This window comes from Pseudomonas sp. 14P5.3.2 (assembly GCF_057799175.1).
Genome location: NZ_JBYOKU010000018.1, coordinates 36412 through 58204 on the forward strand (window position 1 = coordinate 36412; position 21793 = coordinate 58204).

A 21793-nucleotide genomic window follows, 5' to 3' on the forward strand; every position below is an offset into this window, starting at 1 on the left:
CCTGTGGGAGCGGGCTTGCTCGCGAAAGCTGTGTGTCAGGCGCCAGATGTATAGGCTGACACACCGCCATCGCGAGCAAGCCCGCTCCCACATTGGAGGGTGTCAGGCTTGCAAGTAGCGCAACACCGACTCGCAGATCATCTCGCGATGACGCTGCTTGATGCTTTCGTCCGGCAGGTCGATCTGAAAAATCTCACCGAACGTATGGCGGTTCGAGACGCGATAGAAGCAGAACGAACTGATCAGCAAGTGCACGTCCAGCGCGTCCAGCCCGGCGCGGAACACACCCTCCTCGGCACCGCGACGCAAAATCTCGCCCAGTGAATCGAGGATCGTATTGTTCATCGCCTTGATCGTGTCCGAACGCTTCACGAACTCGGCGTTGTGGATGTTTTCGATACAGACGATGCGCACGAAATCGACATTGCGGTCGTGGTGATCGAAGGTGAACTCCACCAGTCGGCGGATCGCCACCACCGGGGGCAGCTCGGCCAGGTGCAGGCGGTTTTCGGTGCTGCGGATGTCGCCGTAAAGCTTCTCCAGCACCTCGACATACAACTGCTCCTTACTGCCGAAGTAGTAATAGATCATGCGTTTGGAGGTGTGGATACGCTCGGCGATCGCGTCGACGCGGGCGCCGGACAAACCCTGCTGGACGAACTCGACGATCGCCTCCTGCAGGATGTTCTCGCGGGTCTTTTCCGGGTTGTTCTTGCGACTCTTGCGCGGCTCGATGCCAGATACGACGGGGGCTGCGGGGAGTTCTGAAGTCATTGTCATTGCGGGCTCACGGCCATCACTGCACAGGCTGGCGATTATGGGCCGCACAACTGCGCTAAGGAAGCTGCGCGACCCGTGTTTAATCCCGCGTTTACGAATTTCCTACAACTTCGCCTGGCGCACCGCGCCGCTGCGTGATTTGGCCATCGCCGCCAGACGCACCGCGACGTTCGCCGCACCATAACCGGCATAACCGTTTTTACGCTGGATGATCTCGAAAAAGAAGCGCCCCTCGAACGGCTCGGTGTACACGTGAAACAACTCGCCACCCTGCGCGTCACGGTCGTAGAGCACGTTGTAATACGCCAACTCACTGAGGAATTCGTCGTCGAAATCGAAGCGCGCGGCGAGGTCGTCGTAATAGTTGAGCGGGATATCCAGCAACGGCACACCAGCTTCTTTGGCGCGGCTGACTTCGGCGAAGATGTCATCACAATCGAAGGCGATGTGATGCACACCGGAGCCGCGATAACTCGACAGCGCATGGGAGATCGCGGTGTTGCGATTCTCGGAGATGTTCAGCGGTAGACGGATCGAGCTGTCGCGGCTGCGCAACGCCCGGCTTTTCACCAGACCATACGGATCGGGCAGCACCACTTCATCGTCAGCCTCGAAATCCAGCAGGCTCTTGTAGAACAGCACCCAACTGTCGAGGCTGTCGGCCGGCAACGCCATGGCCATGTGATCGATGCGCTTGAGGCCGCCACGAGCCTGAGCGTTCGGCAGCAGATTGAAGTCGGTGCCATAGACATCCGCCGCTTCATCCACCAGATAAATCAGGCTGCCATCCGGTGCACGCACTGCGGCCAGTTCCAGCTCGTTGGGGCCGACCAGGCCGCGATAGGGCTGGCCCTTGTAGGCGACCGCACGAGCGAGTGCGCTGGCGCTGTCCTTGACCCGCACGGCAGTGGCGCACAGCGACGGGCCATGGGCCTCGAAAAAACTGTGGCCAAACGAATACGGTTCGGCGTTGAGGATCAGGTTGATATCACCCTGACGCAGCAGGCTCACGCTCTTGGAGCGGTGCTGTCCGGCCTTGACGAAGCCCAGGCGCTCCAGCCAGTTGCTCAGTTTGGCGCCGAGGCTTTCGTCGACGGCGAACTCAAGAAACTCGATGCCGTTGTATTCGCTGGCCGGCGGCGTTTCGAAGAGGATTTCGCGGTTGGCTACCGGCGTTGCTTGCTGTTCCAGGCGCTGACGGGTTTTCTCTTCCAGATACAGCAGCGAACGCAGACCATCGGCGGCATTCGCCCGTGGCGGTGCGGCGCGGAAACCATCGTTGAAGATCTCCAGCGACAACGGCCCGGTGTAGCCGCTCTGGATGATCGGCGCGAGGAACCCCGGCAGATCGAATTCGCCCTGCCCCGGGAAGCAACGGAAATGCCGGCTCCATTCCAGAACATCCATGGCGAGGATCGGCGCGTCGGCCATTTGCACAAAGAAGATCTTGTCGCCGGGAATGTCGGCAATCGCGCTTGGATCACCTTTCAGCGACAGGGTGTGAAAACTGTCGAGCAGCACGCCGAGGGCCGGGTGATCGGCCTGGCGGACGATGTCCCAGACCTGTTGATAAGTATTGACGTGCCGGCCCCAGGCCAGCGCTTCATAGCCGATGCGCAACCCGCGAGCGCCGGCCCGTTCAGCCAGCAGGCGCAGGTCATCGACGAGAATCCGTTGATCGCCGATGCTGTCCGCCGAGGCGTTGCTGCAGACCAACACCAGATCGGTGCCCAGTTCCTGCATCAGGTCGAATTTGCGCTCGGCCCGCTCCAGATTGCGCGCCAGTCGATCACGCCGGCAGCCTTCAAAATCGCGGAACGGCTGGAACAGCGTGATGGCGATCCCCAGGTCAGCGCACATCTGCCTGATTTCCCGCGGGCTGCCGTCGTAATACAGAAGATCGTTCTCGAAAATCTCGACGCCGTCGAACCCGGCGGCGGCAATGGCTTCGAGCTTTTCCGGCAGGGTGCCGCTCAGGGAAACGGTGGCAATGGAACGCTGCATGTTTCTACTCCCGGACTGCGCTGCAGTTTTTTACAGGGGATCGTTTTTTATCGTGAGGAAATTATTGGCTGCATCGTCTTCAGCAGCAATTTAAAGTGTACCAGCCGGTTAGTTTTGCGTGCGATTATCGAACACTATGGCGTTTCGACGAATTGACGATTTTTCGTCCACTGCCCACCATCGACTTCACATTGAGTCCGGAAATGAACCTTCGGTCGCAGTGCGTGCAAACAACACCACATAACAAATTCAAAAACGGGTGGAACAATGATTCCTTCACAGACTTCCCGCATGGCCCCGGCCATGAGCACTGCCACGGGTGGCATCGGCGACAAGATCCGCGGCGCCATGGCTGTCGGCAAGACCCGTTGGGGCATGCTGGCGCTGGTGTTTTTCGCCACGACCCTGAACTACATCGACCGCGCCGCCCTCGGCGTCATGCAGCCCATCCTCGCCAAGGAAATGAGCTGGACGGCGATGGATTACGCCAACATCAACTTCTGGTTTCAGGTCGGCTACGCGATTGGTTTCGTCCTGCAGGGACGATTGATCGACCGGGTCGGCGTGAAACGTGTGTTCTTCTGCGCAGTGCTGCTCTGGAGCCTGGCCACCGGCGCTCACGGTCTGGCGACTTCGGCCGTGGGCTTCATGGTCTGCCGGTTCATCCTCGGTCTCACCGAAGCGGCCAACTACCCGGCCTGCGTGAAAACCACGCGCCTGTGGTTCCCGGCCGGTGAACGCGCCGTGGCCACCGGCATCTTCAACGCCGGGACCAACGTCGGCGCCATGTTCACGCCGATGCTGTTGCCGCTGATTCTCCACGTGTGGGGCTGGCAGGCGGCGTTCCTGTGCATGTCGGCACTCGGCGGGATCTGGCTGCTGTTCTGGGGCTTGAAATACTTCAACCCGGAAGACCATCCCCGGGTGAAGAAATCCGAACTCGACTACATCCAGCAGGAAGTCGAACCGGAACAGGCCCGCGTACCGTTTTCACGCATCCTGCGCATGCGTGGCACCTGGGCGTTCGCCCTCGCCTATTCGCTGACCGCGCCGGTGTTCTGGTTCTACCTGTATTGGCTGCCGCCGTTTCTCAATCAGCAATACAACCTGGGCATCAACGTCACCCAGATGGGTATTCCGCTGATCATCATCTACGTGACGGCCGACTTCGGCAGCGTCGGCGGCGGCATTCTGTCGTCGTTCCTGATCGGTCGCGGGATGAACTCGATCAAGGCGCGGCTACTGTCGATGTTCCTGTTCGCCTGCTGCATCATTGGCGTGATCATGGCCGCCGGTTCGAGCAATCTGTGGGTCGCCGTCGCGGCAATCTCTCTGGCCATCGGCGCGCATCAGGCCTGGACTGCGAACATCTGGAGCCTGGTGATGGACTACACGCCCAAGCACATGATGAGCACGGTGTTCGGTTTCGGCGGCATGTGCGCAGCGATCGGCGGGATGTTCATGACCCAGATCGTCGGCCACATCCTGACCGTCACCCATAACAACTACACCGTGTTGTTCACGCTGATCCCGGCGATGTACTTCCTGGCGCTGACCTGGATGTACTTCATGGCGCCGCGCAAGATTCCAGACGTTACCGAGTAACCCCGGCCTGCACCACCCTCCCCCTGTGGGAGCGGGCTTGCTCGCGAAAGCGGACTGACACTCAACATTGATGTTGACTGATCCACCGCCTTCGCGAGCAAGCCCGCTCCCACAGGGTTGTGTCTTTATCTCACTTACGGCTCTGCTGCCACGCCGCCGCCAGGCCGCTGCAACAGATCACCGCGATCCCGATCACCGTCAACAGACTCGGCGTGTGATTGAACACCACCCACCCCAACAACCCGGCAAACACGATCTGGCAATAACCGAACGGCGCCAGCAATGCCGGCGCGGCATGGCGGAACGCCTGGGTCAGAAACAGATGCGCGGTCATCCCGCAACTGCCCAGCGCCAGCATCAACACAGCGTGAGACAACGTTGGCACTTGCCAGAAGAACGGCACCAGCGCACTCATCACCAAGGTGTTGCACAACCCGGCGAAGAAGTTGCTGGTGGTCGGGCTGTCGATTTCCGCGAGCTTGCGCGTCAGCAGTTGATAGAAGCAGAAAAACAACGCCGAGCAGAATGGCAGCAACACCGCCGGGGTGAACAATTCGCCGCCCGGATGGACGATGATCAGCACCCCGATAAAACCGCAGATCACCGCGATCCACTGTCCGCGCGTCACCCGTTCCTTGAGCAGCGGCACCGACAGGGCCGTCACCAGCACCGGCGCAAGAAAGTTGACCGCCGTGGCCTCGGCCAGCGGGATGTACAGCAGCGCAGTGGTGAAAAACAGACTGGTGCCGAGCAGGCACAACGCCCGCGCCAACTGCCACAACGGCCGTTTGGTGCGCAGCACGCGCAACCCCGACTGCGGCAGGAAAATCCCCGCCATCAGCAAGGTGTGCACCAGATACCGCGCCCACACCACCATGATGATCGGGTAGAAACCCGAAAGGTATTTCGACAGGGCGTCGTGGCTGGAGAACAGGAAGGTCGCCACGACAATCAGCAAGATCCCCTTGAAGGGTTGGTTGACACCAGAGAGCGGGGTGCTGACGGTCATCGGATTTCCTTGTGTTGCAAAAAAGATCAAAAATCTTCGCAGGCAAGTCTCGTCGCCACTGGAACAACACTGTCCCTGTGGCAACGGGGTTGCCCGCGACAGGTGCGCAGCAGCGCTTAAAGCCGCGCCAACAACGCTCGGGTGCTATCCATCGCCATCTGCGCCCGCTGCAATCCACTCACGCCCTGCTCGAGCAATTTCACCGCAGGAATTTCCAGGCTCAACGCAAGATTAGTCGGCAGCGCTTTCAGCAACCCGAGCAAGTCACAATCGCCCTCGCCGGGAAACCGCCGCTCATTGCGCGCCTGACGCAAGATCTCGGCCATGTCCGCCGGTCTCGGGCCCGCCACATCACACAATTGCGCATAACGCAGGCGCGCAGGCGCGACGTGGGCCAGATCCTCCAGCCGTGAGCCGGAGCGATCGAAATGAAAGGCATCGACCAGCACCGCGGCATTTTCCCGCTCGGCGTTGGCAACGATGCGCAACGCCTGCTCGAGGTTGCGCGCATCGGTCCAGGGCATGAACTCCAGATGCGGATGCAAACCGTAAGGCGCCGCCAGATCACACAGCGCAGCAAAATTGTCGGTGAGCCGTTGCTCGTCAGGATCGTTGCCGGCGACCAGTAACTCACTGGCGCCGAACTCCGCACCGACGGCCAGCAATTGCTCAAGATCGGCGACCACGGTTTGCGGTTTCAAGCGCAGGATTTCCACATCGAGCACAGCGATGCCAGTGTCGCGCAAACGCGCCAGCGTCTGACGCCGCAAATCAGCATCGGCCACCAACGGAAAGTGATATTCCTCGGGCGTCGCCGGCTCGAGACGCAGGCCGACATGACTGTAACCGGCACGCGCCGCCACCTCGACCATTTGCGGTGGCGACAATTCGAGTACGGTGAGACTGGCCAGGGACAGGATTCGTTCGTTCATGTTCAAGCCTCGACCACTGCAGGGGAACAGGCACGACCGCTGGCCGCCGCCTCGCGAATCGCCTCGACCAGCGCCAATGTTCGTGCGGCATCGGCGGCACTGACCAGCGGTTCGACTTCACGCCGCGCGACCTGCACAAAATGCTGCAGCTGCAAACGCAAGGCGTCACCGGCCGCGCAATGTTCCTGCACCGCGAGCAAAGGCTCGTGCCAACCGGCATCGACTTGATCGGCAGCGTAATGCCAGCGCTTGAGTTGCGGAATGCTCAGCGCCCCGGCGGTACCCGCCAGCAGATAACACGGCTGATCGACCTGACGCGGGTAGACCGGGTTCTCCCCGGAATTCAGCTCCCAGCTCCACGGCGCGGCGACGGCATCAGAACCGCTCAGCGTACCGAGTGCACCGTCGGCAAATTGCAGCAACAGCGCCACACTGTCTTCGTTGGCAAAACCACGCACCGCGTTGTCGGTGACGGCCTGCACCGATTGCACCTCACCGCACAGGTGACGCAGCAGATCAAGGTCGTGAATCAGATTGGTCAGCAACAGGCCCGCCCCCGGCTCACGGCGCCACGGGATCTCGAAATAACGGTCGGGTTTGCGTAACTGGAACAGCGCGGTAACCGTGGTCAGCCGCCCGAGCGCGCCGCTGCGCAACAACTCATGGGCGCGCACGATCAGCGGATTGTGCCGCCGATGATGGCCGACCAGCACCGGCACGCCACAGCGTTTGACCGCCGCCACCAGTTCACGCACCTCATCCAGGTGCACGCCGACCGGTTTCTCGAGCAACACCGGAACCCCGGCGGCGAGGCAATCCAGGGCGGTGCTGACGTGCTGATTATTCGGATTGGCCACGATCACCGCGTCTGGCCGCGCCTGCTCCAGCATCTGCCGATGATCGGCGAAATACGCCACGCCCCACTGCCCCGCGAGCGCGGCAGCCTGCGGGCCGGGATCGGCCACTGCGCATAAGCGGGCTTCGTTGAGGGTTTGCAGGTGCTGGTAATGCTGCTGGCCCATGTTGCCAGCGCCGATCAGGGCGATACGAAGGGGCGGAGTCAAAACGCGATCCTTTTGTGATTGTTGTTGGAAAAGTCACTCCAGCAACAATTTAGAACCGCGTTCCACAATCAAACACCCAGTGATGGGAAAACCGTGCGAACACCGCACAATTTTGTACTTGACGCTCAACCTGTAGGAGCTGCCGCAGGCTGCGATCTTTTGACTTTGATTTTCAAGATCAAAAGATCGCAGCCTGCGGCAGCTCCTACAGGGATCGGTGCGAGTCAGACGAACAATTCAGACGCCAGACTCGCCGCCGACAATTCCTCGGTGAACTTCACCAGCAACGGCGCCAATTCGTGCAGTCGCGCGCCGGGCATCCGTGCGCTTGGCCCGGCAATGCTCATTACGCCGATCACTCGCCCGTCCACCGGATGCTTGACCACCGCGGCAATCGCCGAGGTGCCCACCGCCGAACTTTCCTCGACACAGGCATAACCCTGTTCCCGCGCCAGGCGCAGGCGCTCCAGCAGTTCGATATTGGAGCGCGGCGCATTCGGCCCGACGCCCACCGGTACTTCCGCGCCCTGGCGCTCGACCAGCGACAACGCCTCGGCATCGCTCATGCACGCCAGCCACGCATGCCCGGAGGCGGTGTAGAACAGCGGCGCATCGCGGCCCATGTCCGGGTCATAACGCAAGCCCGTCCGTGCGCCCTGTGCCTTGGCGATCCAGGTCTGGCGCTCGCCATCGATCACCCCCAGACGCACCAGTTCACCGGTTTCCTGAGCCAGTCGATCCAACACCGGTTGCACGATGTCGGCACCGCTGCTCGACAGATACTGAAACCCCATCGCCACCAGTTTGGTCGACAAGTGATAGCGCAAAGTGTCGGCATTCTGCCGCACGTAACCCAGGCGAATCAGCTCGGCGAGCATGCGGTGAGTGGCACTTTTCGGGATGTCCAGTTGCTCGGCGAGGGTCTGCATCGGCAGCCCGCGCGGCTCACTGGTGAGGCTTTCCAGCACGCTGAAAACCCGTTCGATCTGACTGCCGGCCATGGGGAAATCCAAGTGAAATTTTACCGATTCTAAAAGACATCTCACGCAAAGCGAAATCCGGAACTGGCCGGGCGATAACCGCCCACTTTACTGAAACAAGCCTTGTTGCAGCCACGCTTCATTGATTAATTTCTGGAATCAAATTCCAATAAATCCAGCTGCGGAGCTTTGCCTGATGCCTGCCGAACTTCCCGAAATCGACTGCGACGTTCTGGTCGTCGGCTCCGGAGCCGCCGGTTTATCCACAGCGGTCACTGCGGCGTGGCATGGTCTGAAAGTCATCGTGGTTGAAAAAGATCCGGTATTCGGTGGTGCCACTGCGTGGTCCGGCGGCTGGGCATGGGTGCCGTGCAATCCGCTGGCCCGGCGCGCCGGCATCGTCGAGGACGTTGAGCAACCGCGCACTTACCTGCGCCACGAACTCGGCGAGCATTACGACCCGGCAATGGTCGATGCCTTCCTCACCGCCGGGCCGCGCATGGTCGCGTTTTTCGAACAGCACACCGCTCTGCAATTTGCCGACGGCAACGCCATCGCCGACATTCATGGCGATACACCCGGCGCGGGCACGGGCGGTCGCTCAGTCATCGCGGCGCCTTACGACGGGCGAAAGGTCGGACGCCTGCTCAAGCGTTTGCGCACAACCATGCGCGAAACGTCCTTCATGGGCATGCCAATCATGGCCGGCGCCGACCTTGCGGCGTTCCTCAATCTCAGCCGATCACTGAAAGCCGCGTGGCACGTAACCCGGCGTTTTACCCGGCACTTGCTTGACCTCGCGGTACACGGCCGGGCCATGCAACTGGTCAACGGTGTGGCGCTGGTCGCACGACTGGCGAAGTCCGCCGAGGACCTTGGCGTCCTGCTCTGGGCGTCGGCACCGGTGACCGAACTGCTGCGCGATGAAGCAGGGGTTTGCGGCGCGGTGGTCAGCAGCGCCAAAGGCCCGATCCGCATTCATGCACGCAAAGCCGTGGTGCTGGCCGCCGGTGGATTTGCCAACGACATCGAGCGACGCAAGGCCTTGTTTCCGCGCACGCCCACGGGTCATGAACACTGGGCACTGCCGCCGCTGGCGGTGAATGGCGACGGCCTGCGCCTGGGCGAAAGTGTCGGCGCCACGGTCAACACCGACGTGGCTTCGCCCGTGGCCTGGGCGCCGGTCTCGCAAGTGCCCCATGCCGACGGCAGCATCGGCCATTTCCCACACATCATCGAACGCGGCAAGCCGGGAATTATTGGCGTACTGCGCAACGGCCAACGCTTCGTCAACGAAGCCAACGGTTACTACGACTACGTCAGCGCCATGGTTGCCGCTACGCCTGAAGGCGAAGAAGTCGCCTCCTGGCTGATCTGCACCCGCGCCTTTCAACGGCGTTATGGCTTGGGCATGTCGCGGCCGTTTCCCGTGCCGGTGTCAGGATTTATCCGCAGCGGCTATCTGAAAACCGGCAACACCCTTGAAGAATTGGCCAGCGCCTGCGGTATCGATCCCAGCGGGTTGCGCCACACGGTAGAGGACTACAACCGCCATGCACGCTACGGCGAGGACCTGTTGTTCGGTCGCGGCGCAACGCCCTATAACCGCAAACAGGGCGATCCGGCGAACCTTCCCAACCCTTGCGTTGCCCCAATAGAGACAGGCCCCTTCTATGCCGTGAAAGTCCAACCGGGCTGCTTCGGCACCTTTGCCGGGCTCAAGGTCAACCCGCATGCGCAAGTGCTCGACGCCCATGCCCGCCCCATCGCCGGGCTCTACGCCGCCGGTGGCGACATGGCCAGCATCATGGGCGGGCACTATCCGGCGGGCGGGATCAACCTCGGCCCGGCGCTGACTTTCGGCTACATCGCCGCCCGGCATATCGCCGGCATCACTGCTTTCGAACAGGAGATCGACCATGCAGCACATCGTTAACGCCCAGGGTTTGAACATGCCGAAACTCGGCCTTGGCACCTGGCCGATGCTCGGCGACGAATGCACCCGCGCCGTGGAGCAAGCGCTGGAACTTGGCTATCGGCACATCGACACGGCAGCGGCCTACAACAACGAAGACGCCGTCGGACAAGCATTGGCGAACACACCGACACCCCGCGAGCAGATTCATGTCACCACCAAGGTCTGGTGGGATCAGTTGCAACCCGACGCGATGCGCCACTCGATGCAGCGCAGCCTCAAGGCCTTGCGCAGCGAGTACGTCGACCTGTTCATGATCCACTGGCCGAGCACCGACTGGGATCTGCCGCGCACCCTCGACACGTTGGCCTCGTTCAAGGAACAGGGCCTGGCACGCAATATCGGTGTGGCGAATTTTCCTCTGCCGCTGCTGCGCACAGTCGTCGAGGAATACGGTATTCCCCTCTCGGCGATCCAGGTCGAGTACCACGTCCTCCTCGGCCAGAACGCCCTGCTCGACTACGCCCGCCAACACGATCTGGCACTGACGGCCTACACGCCATTGGCGCGTAACAAGGTCTCGGAGATTCCACAGATTCAGCAGATTGCCGAAAAACACGGCGTGCTGCCGACTCAGGTCGCATTGAAATGGCTGCTGGATCAGCCCAACGTCGCGGCGATTCCCAAGGCCAGCAGCCGGGCCAATCAACTGGCGAACCTGGCTTCGCTGCAGGTTGAACTGGACGCTGAAGACCGCGCACTGATCGCCGCACTGCCGAAGAACCAGCGTCAGGTCAGCCCGGATTTCGCCCCGGTGTGGGATGCCTTCGATCGCTGACGCACAGCGCGCCGAGAGAAATCCGCCAACGGATTGAATTAGTCGCGTACACGCTCGTCAATAACAGGCCCGCCCTCGTCACCCGAGGCCGGGCCTGTTGGCGTGTGCTCGAATAGACGGACGACCGGACTGGCGCCACACTCTCACACCAGCAACACTCATCACCACGTACAGAAAGAGGATTTCCCACATGCTATGGAAAAAAGGCCGACGCAGTGACAACGTCGTCGATGCCCGTGGCGATGATACCCGCGGTGGCGGCGGCATGCGTTTCGGTGGCGGCAAGGGTCTGAGCCTGGGGGCGATCCTGTTGATCGTCGGCATCGGCTGGATCACCGGCCAGGATCCGTTGCAGATCCTCGGCCAGCTCACCGGGCAAATGACCGAGCAATCGGCACCGGCCTCGACGCAAACCCGACAGGCGCCACCGGCCAACGACCAGCAGGCCGAATTCGTGCGGTCGATCCTTGGCGATACCGAAGACACCTGGGGCGCGATTTTCCAGCAGGCCGGCCGCCAATATAAGGACCCGACCCTGGTGCTGTTCAGCAATCGGGTGAATTCCGCCTGCGGTCTGGCGACTTCGGCGACCGGCCCGTTCTATTGCCCGGCCGATCAGAAAGTCTATCTGGACATGGCCTTCTTCCAGGAAATGGCCCAGCGCTTCAAGGCTGCCGGCGATTTCGCCCAGGCCTACGTGATCGCGCACGAAGTCGGCCACCATGTGCAGACGCTGCTCGGCGTCTCGGCAAAAATTCAGGCGGCCCGTCAGCAAGGCCGGCAGATGCAGGGCGACGGCGGTTTGCTGGTGCGCCAGGAACTGCAGGCCGACTGCCTCGCCGGCGTCTGGGCCTACCATGCGCAGAAGCGCCTGAACTGGCTGGAACCGGGTGACGTCGAAGAGGCCTTGAATGCGGCCAACGCCATCGGTGATGATCGCCTGCAACAACAGGGTCAGGGCCGTGTGGTGCCGGACTCGTTTACCCATGGCACGTCGGCGCAAAGGGTGCGCTGGTTCAAAACCGGTTTCGCCCAAGGCCAGGTCGGCCAGTGCGATACCTTCGCGGCGAAAAACCTGTAAATGCGCAAATGGCTTTTGGCTTTACTGATCATCGGCGGCCACGCCCACGCGGCGGGCGTCGATGCCATCAGCCCCGGACGCCTGCAATTCGAGGCCGGCGAAATGGCCGTCGGCATCAGCCCGGCACCGGAAAAAATCGAGCGGGTGCTGATCGTCATTCACGGTCGTCTGCGCAACGCCGAGACCTACCGCAAGAGTGCCGAGCGCGCCACTGAACTGGCCGGGCAAACGGCGCACACGCTGGTGATCGCGCCGCAGTTTCTCAACGAAAGCGACGTCGCCCTGTACTCCCTGCCCAACACTTTGCTGCGCTGGAAAGGCAACGAGTGGATGGGCGGCGGTTTATCCACAGGGCCGAAGCCGCTGAGCTCCTACGCCGCACTCGACGCCATCGTCGCCCGGGTCAGTGATCGCAAACAGTTTCCGGATGTGCAGCAGATCGTGATTTTCGGCCATTCCGGTGGCGGACAAGTGGTGCAGCGCTACGCCCTGCTGGCCAAGGATCAGCCAGCGCTGAAAACCAACGGTATTCGCCTGCGGTATGTGGTGGCCAATCCGTCGTCGTACGCTTATTTCAACGAACAGCGGCCAGTGGCGTTCGATCACACACAGTGCCCGGGCTTCAATCGCTGGAAGTACGGTCTGAGCGATATGCCGGTGTACGCCGGTGGGCAAACGCCGATGCAGCTTGAAAGCAGTTACATCAAACGCGAGGTGATTTATCTGCTGGGGCAGCAGGACACCGACCCGCAACATCCGGCGCTGGACAAGAGTTGCGCCGCCGAGGCGCAGGGCGCGTATCGACTGGAGCGGGGCAAGGCGTTTTTCAGTTACCTGCTGCGCCGCCATCCGGAAGGGGTGAATCAGCGGCTGGTGGAAGTGCCCGGTGTCGGGCATAACGGCGATGGGATGTTGACGTCGCCGGAGGGGCAGAAAGCGCTGTTTGAGCAGTAAGTTGTGCGGTGGATGATCTGGCCTCTTCGCGAGCAAGCTCGCTCCCACAGTTGGAATGCATTCCCCTGTGGGAGCGAGCTTGCTCGCGAAGGCAATCTGACAGGCACCGAAGATCTCAGGCCAAAAGCATCCGCCGCAACTCGACACAATCCTGCGCATGCCAATCCGTCAGCTCCGGCCACGGGTTGTCCGGCAGATTCACCAGCACCGTCCGCGCCCCTGCCGCCCGTCCGCAATCGAGGTCGAAGCGGTAGTCCCCGACCATCACCATCTCGTTGGCCGGAACGTTCCAGGCTTCGGCCAGTTTCAGCAATCCGCCGGGATGCGGCTTCGGTGGCGCTTCATCGCGGCCCAGTACATCTTCCACGGCGAAGCAGTCGGCCAGGCCGATGGCTTCGAGCGTCACATGCGCGAGTTCCCGCGCATTGCGGGTCAGAATGCCCAGGCGATAGCCACGCCCGTGCAGGTCGCGCACCAGTTCCACCGCACCGGCAGCCGGTTTCGAACCCAGCGCCAGATCGCGCTCATGCTCCAGCAACCACGCGTGTTTCGCCGCGGCCTCCTCGGCCGGCAGCGAAGCGAGGTGGGTGAGAATGTCGTCCTCGGGCGGAATCGCCAGCGCCACGCGAATCGCCGCAAAGTCATGCACGGCGACGGTCAGGGTGCCGTCCATGTCGAACACCCAGTGCTTCACATCGCTCAGGCTCATGCCCAGTCCTTGCGGTGACGAATCAGGCCTTCCTGGGTCACCGACGCCACCAGTTGCCCGGCGCGGTTGTACACGCTGCCACGGGAGAAACCCCGGGAATTGCCGGCCCACGGACTGTCCATCGCATAGAGCAGCCAGTCATCGGCGCGCAGATCATTGTGGAACCACAGCGCGTGATCGAGGCTGGCGACCTGCATGTCTTTCTGCCAGACCGACTTGCCGTGCGGCAGCATCGAAGTGGTCAGCAAACCGAAGTCCGAGGCATAGGCCAGCAGGTATTTGTGCAGCGCCGGAATATCCGCCAACGCGCCGTCGGCACGGAACCACACGTATTTCACCGGATCGGCCGGTTGTGGGTTGTACGGGTCTTTTTCAGTGACCGGGCGCACTTCGATCGGTTTCGGGCACAGCAGTTTTTCGCGCATATGCTCGGGGATCAGGTGCGCCCGTTGCTGGGTCAGTTCCAGCTCCGACGGCAGGTTTTCCGGGCCGACCACCACCGGCATCTGGCTCTGGTGCTCAAAGCCTGCCTCGTCATACTGAAACGAAGCGCTGCAGGTGAAGATCGGGTGGCCTTTCTGGATGGCCGTGACCCGACGGGTGCTGAAGCTGCCGCCATCACGCACGCGATCCACCGAATACACCACCGGCAACTTGGCATCGCCCGGGCGCAGGAAATAGCCGTGCATCGAATGCACATGGCGCGCCTCTTCAACCGTCTGACTGGCCGCTGACAGCGACTGACCGAGCACCTGCCCGCCGAACAACTGACGGAAACCCAAGTCCTGGCTGCGGCCACGGAACAGGTTTTCCTCGATCGGCTCCAGGGTCAGCAGGTCGACCAGATCTTCCAACACTTGGCTCATTCAGACTCTCCTCACACAACGCTATGCCGCGCAGTCTTGGCTGCGGCGGCCCATTCAGGTTCTGGCGCGAGCCACTGTCGCGCCATTGTAAACGTCCGTGTCGGCTTAGCCATGCAGGGTTTGCAGCCATTGCTCCCTGGTGATTCGGTACAACAGATGCCGGCGCAACGGGTGATCGACGGCAACTTTGGGGTGATCGAAATCATCGGCCGGATCGTGCTGCATGCCAATCGCCTGCATGACTTTCTCCGAAGGCAGATTGCTCTGCGCGGTGAAAGAAACGATCTCCTTCAGCCCCAGCCGATCAAAGCCTGCGCGCAATGCCGTCCACGCCGCCTCACTGGCATAACCAAGGCCCCAATGCTCGCGGGCCAGACGCCAGCCGATTTCCACCGCCGGAGTGAACGGCGCGTCGAAACCGACCACACCCAGACCGGTAAAACCGATGAACTCACCGCTGTCCTTGCGCTCCAGCGCCCACAGACCGAAACCGTGCTCGGCAAAATGCCCGCGCACCCGGCCGATCATTGACGCACTTTCCAGGCGGCTGAGCGGGGCCGGAAAGTAGCGCATCACCTGCGGATCGGCGCACATCGCCGCAAATGCCGGCAAATCCTCGTCGCGCCACTGACGCATCAACAGGCGTGCGCTTTCGAGTTGCTGAATCGGCTCCATCATGCCCCTCCATTTCCATGCCGCAAGTCTACATCGCTGGTAGGATCGTTCACTCTTTCCTGCGTTCCCAATCTTCAACAGCCATACGAAATCACCATGCCACTGCCGCTGATCTACCACGAAGACTACAGCCCCGAGTTTCCGGCGGATCACCGCTTTCCCATGGACAAGTTCCGCTTGCTGCGCGATCACCTGGTCGACAGCGGCCTGACCCGCGACGCCGACCTGCTGCGTCCCGAGATCTGTCCCAACGACATCCTCGCCCTGGCCCATGACCGTCGCTATATCGAACGTTACATGAGCGGCGAGTTGTCCCGTGAAGACCAGCGGCGCCTCGGCCTGCCATGGAACGAAGCCTTGGCGCGGCGCACGGTGCGTGCGGTCGGTGGCTCGATTCTGGCGGCGGAAAAAGCCCTGGAGCATGGTCTGGCCTGTCACCTGGCCGGCGGCACCCATCACGCCCACTACGACTACCCGGCCGGGTTCTGCATCTTCAACGACCTGGCGATCATCAGCCATTACCTGCTGCAAAGCGGTCGGGTGAACCGAGTGCTGATCTTCGATTGCGACGTGCATCAGGGCGACGGCACCGCACGGATCCTGCAGGACACACCGGAGGCGATCACCGTTTCCCTGCACTGCGAAAAGAACTTTCCGGCACGCAAGGCCGAAAGCGACTGGGACATTCCGCTGCCCAAAGGTATGGGCGATGCCGACTATCTGCAGGTGGTGGATGACACGCTCAACTACCTGCTGCCGCTGTATCAACCGGACCTGGTGCTGTACGACGCCGGCGTCGATGTGCACAAGGACGACGCCCTCGGTTATCTGCAACTGACAGACGAAGGCGTCGCCGCCCGCGATGAAAGCGTGATGCGTCACTGTCTGGGCCGCGACATCCCGGTGGTTGGCGTGATCGGCGGCGGCTACAGCAAGGATCGCCACGCCCTCGCCCGCCGCCACGGCATCCTCCATCACAGTGCGCAACGGGTCTGGACGTCACACGGTTGTCACTAAGCTGTGCTGCGTTACCCACAATGGCTGTGGAACGGCCTGTGGATAACCTGAGCGAAAGGGACTACAGCCCATACCCCTCATGGCCTGCAGCACACTGACTAATTTTTAACCAGGTATCGAATCCACTAAATACCCCTGTGGGAGCGAGCTTGCTCGCGAAGGCGGCGTGTCAGTCAACTGGATGTTGAATCTACCGACGTCTTCGCGAGCAAGCTCGCTCCCACAGAGATCTCCCACATCGATCTGCGCTGTTAGAATGCGCGCCTTATCCCGCCATACCGCAGCGCACGCCATGACCCAGACTTCCGCCCCCCTCCCCGCTCACGTCGCCATCATCGGCGGTGGCCCCGCCGGCCTGATGGCCGCCGAAGTGCTGAGCCAGGCCGGCGTGCGCGTCGATCTGTATGACGGCATGCCCTCGGTCGGTCGCAAGTTCCTGCTGGCCGGGGTCGGCGGCATGAACATCACCCACTCCGAGCCTTACCCGGCGTTCCTCGCGCGCTACGCCGAACGCGCGCCGCAGATCGCGCCGTTACTGCGCAGTTTCGACGCCGACGCGTTGTGCCGCTGGATCCATGATCTGGGCATCGAAACCTTTATCGGCAGCTCCGGCCGGGTATTCCCCACCGATATGAAAGCCGCGCCGCTGCTGCGCGCCTGGCTCAAGCGCCTGCGCGACAGCGGCGTGGTTATCCACACCCGCCATCGCTGGCTCGGCTGGGATGAACACGGTGCGCTGCGCATCGCCAGCCCCGACGGCGAAATCACCGTCAAACCCGACGCCACCCTGCTCGCCCTTGGCGGCGGCAGTTGGTCGCGGCTGGGTTCGAATGGCGCGTGGATGCTGCCCCTTGAGCAAAAAGGCGTAGGACTGGCGCCGTTACAACCGAGCAATTGCGGATTCGAAGTGGAGGCCTGGAGCGAGTTTCTTGTCAGTAAATTCGCCGGCGCACCGCTGAAAAATGTCGCCATCGGTTTGAACGACGATATCCCGCGCCTGGGCGAATGCGTGGTCACCGCGACCGGGTTTGAAGGCAGCCTGATCTATGCGCTGTCGGCATCGATTCGCGAAGCGATCAATGCGCATGGCTCAGCCACGGTGCACATCGATCTGCTGCCCGGCCGTCCTGTGGATAAATTACAGGCCGCGTTGAGCAAACCACGCGGCTCGCGTTCGATGGCCAAGCATCTGCACAGTCAGGTCGGGATTGATGGGGTGAAAGCGGCGTTGTTGCGAGAGCTGAGCGATGCAGCAACGTTTGCTGATCCGGCGCTGTTGGCGCGGGCGATCAAGGCGTTACCGCTGACTTTGGTAAAAACGCGGCCGCTGGACGAAGCGATTAGCAGTGCCGGTGGCGTGATGTTCGAAGCGCTGGATCAGCGTTTGATGCTCAAGGCGTTGCCGGGGGTGTTCTGTGCGGGCGAGATGCTGGATTGGGAAGCGCCGACGGGCGGCTATCTGTTGACCGGGTGTTTTGCCAGCGGGCGATCTGCGGGTTTTGGGATGCTGGAGTGGTTGCGCAAGGACTGAGGACCGCGGCGCGCCCTTCGCGAGCAAGCCCGCTCCCACAGGAGATCTCCATTTCAATGAAGGCCCATGTGGGAGCGGGCTTGCTCGCGAAGGCGTCCTTACAGACACCCCATCAGATCAAGGCTTGCGCTTACGCGGCCCAGTGTTGAACACCGGCACCTTGCGTACAGGCTTGATCGAAGGCTCGGGCGCCTGAGTCTCGCCGCTGTCGACCCATTTACCGAGATTGCGCTTGCCGCCACCGCCACCGGACGTCTTCGGCTTTTTCGGTTTCTTCGGCTTCTTGATCACCTGACCGCTGGCGTCGGTATCCGGCACGCGGTGCTCGGGCTCGAAGTCCGGCTCGTTATGGCGCTTCAAGGTCTGACGCGTGAGCATCTCGATTGCCGAAAGCATGTTCACTTCATCCGCGCACACCAGCGAGATCGCCTCGCCCGTCGCGCCCGCACGGCCAGTACGACCGATGCGGTGAATGTAATCCTCGGCCACAATCGGCAGGTCGAAGTTGACCACCAGCGGCAAATCTTCGATATCCAGACCACGGGCAGCGACGTCGGTCGCCACCAGAATCTGCACTTCGCTGAGTTTGAAACGATCCAGCGCACGCTGACGGGTCGCCTGCGGTTTGTCGCCATGGATGCCGTCGGCGTTGATGCCCAGGCCCTGGAGTTTTTCCACCAGCGCATCGACGCCATTGCGGGTCTTGGCGAACACCAGCACCTGCTTCCACTTGTTCTTGCGCATCAGGTGCACGAACAGTTCCGGCTTGCGCTTCTTGTCCACCGTCACCACCCACTGCTTGACGGTGTTGGCCGCGACGTTGCGCGGGCTGACTTCGATACTCAGCGGATCGTTGAGCATCTGCCCGGCGAGCAGGCGGATGTCATCGGAGAAGGTCGCAGAGAACAGCAGCGTCTGGCGCTTCTTCGGCAGCATGCGGTAAATGTTCGCCAGTTCTTCGGAGAAGCCCAGGTCGAGCATGCGGTCGGCTTCATCCAGCACCAGGGTTTGCAACTGATCGAGTTTCAACGCGTTCTGGCGGAACAGGTCGATCAGGCGACCAGGCGTGGCGACCAGCACATCAACGCCGCCGCGCAGCTTCATCATCTGCGGGTTGATGCTGACGCCGCCGTACACCGCATACGTGCGCAATGGCAGGTTTTCAGCGTATTGGCGCACCGACTCATGAACCTGCTCCGCCAGCTCGCGGGTCGGCACCAAAATCAGCGCACGCGCCGAATTGGCGGCCACTTTCGGCCCTTCCATGGCCAGCAACTGCAACAGCGGCAAGGCGAAACCGGCGGTCTTGCCGGTACCGGTCTGGGCCGCAGCCATCAGGTCGCGACCGGCCAGAACGGCCGGAATGGCTTGCGCCTGGACCGGCGTTGGAGTCTGGTAGCCGAGCTTCTCGAGGGAGCGCAGCAAGGGTTCGATCAGGCCAAGGGAGGCGAAAGTCATGGGAGTACCGTAGGAAAAATCAGCGCGGTTGCGCAAAACAAGGGTGCAATGGCGCGCAGTTTACCCTAATTCACACGTTGCTCTGCTGGAATGGCGGTCTTCGGCGTCTCCACGACGAGCGGCCGCGCCGGGCGCCGCCACTGCGGCAGACCGATCAGCACCACCGCGCTGATGATCACCAGCATCGCCAGCGCTTCTTCCATGCCGATGCTCTCGCCAACAAACACGATCCCCAGCAACACCGCCACTGCCGGGTTGACGTAGGCATAACTGGTGGCCGCTGCCGGACGCACGTGCTTGAGCAGGTACATGTAGGAATTGAAGGCGATGATCGAGCCGAAGAAAATCAGATAACCCAAGGCCAGCCAGCCTTCCACCGGCGGCAAGGCTTGCAGGTGTTCGCCGCTGACCGCGCTGCCGATCAGCAGCACCACGCCGCCCACCAGCATCTCTACGGCACTGGCCATCGCCCCTTGCGGCAACGGCAGGTGTTTGCTCCACACCGAACCGAACGCCCAGGTTGCCGCCGCAAAAATCAGCAGCGCCGCGCCCATCGGGCTCGATTGCAGGTTGGAACCCATGTTGAGCATGGCGATGCCGATAATCCCCAGCGCCACCCCGGCCCACTCCAGCCGAGTATTGCGCGCGCCCCAGAAATAGCCGCAGAGCAAGGTGAACAACGGCACCGTCGCCACCGCCAACGCGGCCACGCCGGACGCCACGCCGCTGTGCTCGGCGACACTGACCGCGCCGTTACCGAAACTGAGCAGCAAAATCCCGATGATCCCCGCCGCTTTCCACTGCGCCCAGGTCGGCGCTGGCGCCCCGCGCCAGCGCAGGAAGGCATACATCAGGCTGCCGGCAATCACGAAGCGCACGCCGCCGAGCATCAGTGGCGGCCAGTATTCGACGCCGATACGGATCACCAGATAGGTCGATCCCCAAATCACGTACAGCGCGAAAAACGCGGCGATCAGCGGCAGAGAAAAACGGCGCAAGGCAGGCATGGGCAGCTCGACAGTCAGAGGCAGGGTCCGAATATTCTAGAAAGGCCCGTGGGCAAAAATAAGTTACAAAACCTGTTTATCGCGCCGGTACACTTTTGAAACAACGGAGATCGACGGGATTAACCGCGATTTCGAAAGTCTGGCAATTTCAGGAGTCCGGCCTTGGACAAATACGACCGCATGCTGCTCAGCGCCCTGTTGGAAAACGGTCGCGCGTCCTACGCCGATCTGGCGCGCAAGGTGAACCTGTCTGCCCCGGCGGTGGCCGAACGCGTCGCCAAACTTGAAGCAGCCGGGGTGATCACCGGGTATCAGGCAAACATCGACCTGTCGAAAATCGGCTTGCCGATCCAGTGCATGATCGAATTGCGCCTGCACCAGAATGGCAGCCAGAAGGTGTATGACGAACTGGTGAAAATCCCGCAACTGACCGAATGCTTTCGAGTGACCGGCGATCCGTGCGTGATGATGAAGGGCGCGGTGGGCTCTATGCCGGAGCTGGAAGAGCTGATCAATCGGGTGGCGAAGTTCGGCTTCAGCAAGACCTCGATTGTGTTGTCGAGCGCAATAGAGAAGCGCGTGCCGTTGAGCCATATCGAAGGCACCGGCAAGTAATCAGCAACTCAGAGGATCCAAATGTGGGAGCGGGCTTGCTCGCGAAGAGGGAGTGTCAGACAACATTTTTGCCGAATGACACACCGCTTTCGCGAGCAAGCCCGCTCCCACAGGGGATTTGTGGCGTTCTTGGGATCAGCGGTAGCGCTGTAGATGCTCGCTGACTTTGGCGGCGGGGACTTTCTGCAGTTTGCACAGCAGGTCGTGGTTCAGCTCACGCACCCCATGCTTGTGCCGCAGTTCTTCCGCCAGATGCGCCATCAGGTTGGCCGCCATCTCGGCGTCCGCCATCGCCCTGTGCGCCTGGCCGGTATGCGGCAGGCGGGCGAACGTGGTGAGAGTGCCGAGCTTGTGATTCGGTGCCGCCGGCATCAGGCGTCGGGCCAGCAGCAGTGAGCAGGCGAAGTTCTGCAGGCGGGTGCGATTGATCCGCCCCAGTTCGAAATCCCAGAACTTCTGGTCGAATGACGCGTTGTGCGCCACCAGCGGTGTGCAGCCGACGAATTCGTTGACCTCTTCCATCACCCGCTCTGCTGGCGGCGCACTGCGCAGCATCGCGTTGCTGATGCCGGTCAGTTGTTCGATGAACGCGGGGACGCGCACGCCAGCGTTCATCAGGCTCTGGTAACGCTCGACGATGCGCCCGTTCTCCAGCATGACCACGGCGATTTCCGTGGCGCGACAGCTGCTGTTCGGCGACAGGCCGGTGGTTTCAAAGTCGATGACTGCAATGCGTTCCAAACCGGGTTCAAC

General features: G+C 61.8%; 20 protein-coding genes. 8 read left to right on the forward strand and 12 right to left on the reverse strand.

The window, feature by feature from the left end; genetic code table 11:
• Positions 1-102: 102 nt before the first annotated feature.
• Both AC27VU_RS16245 and quiC read right to left on the reverse strand, forming a co-directional pair.
• On the reverse strand, positions 103-780 hold the full coding sequence (locus tag AC27VU_RS16245) for a TetR/AcrR family transcriptional regulator (RefSeq protein WP_201136521.1): 678 nt from the start codon (positions 778-780) through the stop codon (positions 103-105).
• Between the two features lie 102 nt (positions 781-882).
• Positions 883-2784, reverse strand: a complete 1902-nt coding sequence (gene quiC / locus AC27VU_RS16250; RefSeq protein ID WP_488724438.1) for a 3-dehydroshikimate dehydratase QuiC — start codon at positions 2782-2784, stop codon at positions 883-885.
• A gap of 267 nt (positions 2785-3051) precedes the next feature.
• On the opposite strand from quiC, the gene AC27VU_RS16255 reads away from it, so the two are divergent.
• Positions 3052-4389, forward strand: a complete 1338-nt coding sequence (locus tag AC27VU_RS16255; RefSeq protein WP_488724439.1) for an MFS transporter — start codon at positions 3052-3054, stop codon at positions 4387-4389.
• A 130-nt stretch (positions 4390-4519) separates the two neighbouring features.
• Here AC27VU_RS16255 and AC27VU_RS16260 read toward each other — a convergent pair whose 3' ends face one another.
• The 4 genes from AC27VU_RS16260 to AC27VU_RS16275 form a co-directional block, all read right to left on the reverse strand.
• Entirely contained in the window at positions 4520-5398 is an 879-nt protein-coding gene (locus AC27VU_RS16260; RefSeq protein ID WP_103521683.1) for a DMT family transporter, read from the reverse strand.
• Between the two features lie 116 nt (positions 5399-5514).
• Complete coding sequence (locus tag AC27VU_RS16265) at positions 5515-6330, reverse strand: sugar phosphate isomerase/epimerase family protein (RefSeq protein ID WP_488724440.1); 816 nt, start codon at positions 6328-6330, stop codon at positions 5515-5517.
• 2 nt (positions 6331-6332) lie between these two features.
• Positions 6333-7394 (reverse strand): Gfo/Idh/MocA family protein, encoded by a 1062-nt coding sequence (locus tag AC27VU_RS16270; protein WP_262142434.1) that lies wholly within the window; start codon positions 7392-7394, stop codon positions 6333-6335.
• Between the two features lie 224 nt (positions 7395-7618).
• Positions 7619-8395 carry an IclR family transcriptional regulator gene (locus AC27VU_RS16275; protein WP_488724441.1) on the reverse strand — a complete coding sequence of 259 codons (777 nt, stop codon included), beginning with the start codon at positions 8393-8395 and terminating at the stop codon, positions 7619-7621.
• Positions 8396-8570: 175 nt separating this feature from the next.
• Between AC27VU_RS16275 and AC27VU_RS16280 the strand changes: the two genes are divergently transcribed.
• The 4 genes from AC27VU_RS16280 (at position 8571) to AC27VU_RS16295 (ending at position 13162) form a co-directional block, all read left to right on the forward strand.
• Positions 8571-10310 carry an FAD-dependent oxidoreductase gene (locus tag AC27VU_RS16280; RefSeq protein ID WP_488724442.1) on the forward strand — a complete coding sequence of 580 codons (1740 nt, stop codon included), beginning with the start codon at positions 8571-8573 and terminating at the stop codon, positions 10308-10310.
• On the forward strand, positions 10294-11127 hold the full coding sequence (locus AC27VU_RS16285; RefSeq protein WP_488724443.1) for an aldo/keto reductase: 834 nt from the start codon (positions 10294-10296) through the stop codon (positions 11125-11127). Before AC27VU_RS16280 ends, AC27VU_RS16285 begins: the two co-directional genes overlap by 17 nt.
• 190 nt (positions 11128-11317) lie before the next feature.
• Positions 11318-12208 carry a KPN_02809 family neutral zinc metallopeptidase gene (gene ypfJ / locus AC27VU_RS16290; RefSeq protein ID WP_488724444.1) on the forward strand — a complete coding sequence of 297 codons (891 nt, stop codon included), beginning with the start codon at positions 11318-11320 and terminating at the stop codon, positions 12206-12208.
• Complete coding sequence (locus AC27VU_RS16295; protein WP_488724445.1) at positions 12209-13162, forward strand: alpha/beta fold hydrolase; 954 nt, start codon at positions 12209-12211, stop codon at positions 13160-13162.
• A gap of 115 nt (positions 13163-13277) precedes the next feature.
• On the opposite strand, the gene AC27VU_RS16300 is transcribed toward AC27VU_RS16295, so the two are convergent.
• From AC27VU_RS16300 to AC27VU_RS16310, 3 genes are all read right to left on the reverse strand, one after another.
• Entirely contained in the window at positions 13278-13871 is a 594-nt protein-coding gene (locus AC27VU_RS16300; protein ID WP_488724446.1) for an HAD family hydrolase, read from the reverse strand.
• Positions 13868-14737 (reverse strand): acyl-CoA thioesterase II, encoded by an 870-nt coding sequence (tesB, locus tag AC27VU_RS16305; protein WP_003228466.1) that lies wholly within the window; start codon positions 14735-14737, stop codon positions 13868-13870. Before tesB ends, AC27VU_RS16300 begins: the two co-directional genes overlap by 4 nt.
• A 105-nt stretch (positions 14738-14842) precedes the next feature.
• Complete coding sequence (locus AC27VU_RS16310; RefSeq protein WP_003228468.1) at positions 14843-15412, reverse strand: GNAT family N-acetyltransferase; 570 nt, start codon at positions 15410-15412, stop codon at positions 14843-14845.
• A gap of 96 nt (positions 15413-15508) precedes the next feature.
• On the opposite strand from AC27VU_RS16310, the gene AC27VU_RS16315 reads away from it, so the two are divergent.
• The gene (locus AC27VU_RS16315) at positions 15509-16429 is read left to right on the forward strand and encodes a histone deacetylase family protein (RefSeq protein WP_003228470.1); all 921 of its coding nucleotides are present in this window, start codon (positions 15509-15511) and stop codon (positions 16427-16429) included.
• Between the two features lie 292 nt (positions 16430-16721).
• Positions 16722-17960: a TIGR03862 family flavoprotein gene (locus AC27VU_RS16320; protein WP_488724447.1), complete on the forward strand. Its 1239-nt coding sequence runs from the start codon at positions 16722-16724 to the stop codon at positions 17958-17960.
• A 117-nt stretch (positions 17961-18077) separates the two neighbouring features.
• On the opposite strand, the gene rhlE1 is transcribed toward AC27VU_RS16320, so the two are convergent.
• Together rhlE1 and yedA are read right to left on the reverse strand one after the other, a co-directional pair.
• A complete protein-coding gene (gene rhlE1, locus AC27VU_RS16325) occupies positions 18078-19418 on the reverse strand; it encodes an RNA helicase RhlE1 (RefSeq protein WP_488724448.1) in 1341 nt (446 codons plus the stop codon).
• A gap of 65 nt (positions 19419-19483) precedes the next feature.
• Positions 19484-20425 carry a drug/metabolite exporter YedA gene (yedA, locus tag AC27VU_RS16330; RefSeq protein WP_488724449.1) on the reverse strand — a complete coding sequence of 314 codons (942 nt, stop codon included), beginning with the start codon at positions 20423-20425 and terminating at the stop codon, positions 19484-19486.
• Positions 20426-20587: 162 nt separating this feature from the next.
• On the opposite strand from yedA, the gene AC27VU_RS16335 reads away from it, so the two are divergent.
• Positions 20588-21040 (forward strand): Lrp/AsnC family transcriptional regulator, encoded by a 453-nt coding sequence (locus tag AC27VU_RS16335; RefSeq protein ID WP_488724450.1) that lies wholly within the window; start codon positions 20588-20590, stop codon positions 21038-21040.
• Positions 21041-21175: 135 nt separating this feature from the next.
• Here the strand turns inward: AC27VU_RS16335 and AC27VU_RS16340 are convergent, their stop codons facing one another.
• Positions 21176-21781 carry a 3'-5' exonuclease gene (locus AC27VU_RS16340; RefSeq protein ID WP_488724451.1) on the reverse strand — a complete coding sequence of 202 codons (606 nt, stop codon included), beginning with the start codon at positions 21779-21781 and terminating at the stop codon, positions 21176-21178.
• Positions 21782-21793: the final 12 nt, after the last annotated feature.

What these genes read in the sequence shown, in the direction of transcription:
- AC27VU_RS16310 (WP_003228468.1), bottom strand. Translation starts at nt 15,412, where the DNA reads ATGGAGCCGATTCAGCAACTCGAAAGCGCACGCCTGTTGATGCGTCAG.
- AC27VU_RS16260 (WP_103521683.1), bottom strand. Translation starts at nt 5,398, where the DNA reads ATGACCGTCAGCACCCCGCTCTCTGGTGTCAACCAACCCTTCAAGGGG.
- AC27VU_RS16255 (WP_488724439.1), top strand. Translation starts at nt 3,052, where the DNA reads ATGATTCCTTCACAGACTTCCCGCATGGCCCCGGCCATGAGCACTGCC.
- AC27VU_RS16295 (WP_488724445.1), top strand. Translation starts at nt 12,209, where the DNA reads ATGCGCAAATGGCTTTTGGCTTTACTGATCATCGGCGGCCACGCCCAC.
- AC27VU_RS16300 (WP_488724446.1), bottom strand. Translation starts at nt 13,871, where the DNA reads ATGAGCCTGAGCGATGTGAAGCACTGGGTGTTCGACATGGACGGCACC.
- AC27VU_RS16285 (WP_488724443.1), top strand. Translation starts at nt 10,294, where the DNA reads ATGCAGCACATCGTTAACGCCCAGGGTTTGAACATGCCGAAACTCGGC.
- rhlE1 (WP_488724448.1), bottom strand. Translation starts at nt 19,418, where the DNA reads ATGACTTTCGCCTCCCTTGGCCTGATCGAACCCTTGCTGCGCTCCCTC.
- AC27VU_RS16265 (WP_488724440.1), bottom strand. Translation starts at nt 6,330, where the DNA reads ATGAACGAACGAATCCTGTCCCTGGCCAGTCTCACCGTACTCGAATTG.
- tesB (WP_003228466.1), bottom strand. Translation starts at nt 14,737, where the DNA reads ATGAGCCAAGTGTTGGAAGATCTGGTCGACCTGCTGACCCTGGAGCCG.
- AC27VU_RS16315 (WP_003228470.1), top strand. Translation starts at nt 15,509, where the DNA reads ATGCCACTGCCGCTGATCTACCACGAAGACTACAGCCCCGAGTTTCCG.
- AC27VU_RS16245 (WP_201136521.1), bottom strand. Translation starts at nt 780, where the DNA reads ATGACAATGACTTCAGAACTCCCCGCAGCCCCCGTCGTATCTGGCATC.
- AC27VU_RS16275 (WP_488724441.1), bottom strand. Translation starts at nt 8,395, where the DNA reads ATGGCCGGCAGTCAGATCGAACGGGTTTTCAGCGTGCTGGAAAGCCTC.
- AC27VU_RS16320 (WP_488724447.1), top strand. Translation starts at nt 16,722, where the DNA reads ATGACCCAGACTTCCGCCCCCCTCCCCGCTCACGTCGCCATCATCGGC.
- quiC (WP_488724438.1), bottom strand. Translation starts at nt 2,784, where the DNA reads ATGCAGCGTTCCATTGCCACCGTTTCCCTGAGCGGCACCCTGCCGGAA.
- AC27VU_RS16280 (WP_488724442.1), top strand. Translation starts at nt 8,571, where the DNA reads ATGCCTGCCGAACTTCCCGAAATCGACTGCGACGTTCTGGTCGTCGGC.
- ypfJ (WP_488724444.1), top strand. Translation starts at nt 11,318, where the DNA reads ATGCTATGGAAAAAAGGCCGACGCAGTGACAACGTCGTCGATGCCCGT.
- yedA (WP_488724449.1), bottom strand. Translation starts at nt 20,425, where the DNA reads ATGCCTGCCTTGCGCCGTTTTTCTCTGCCGCTGATCGCCGCGTTTTTC.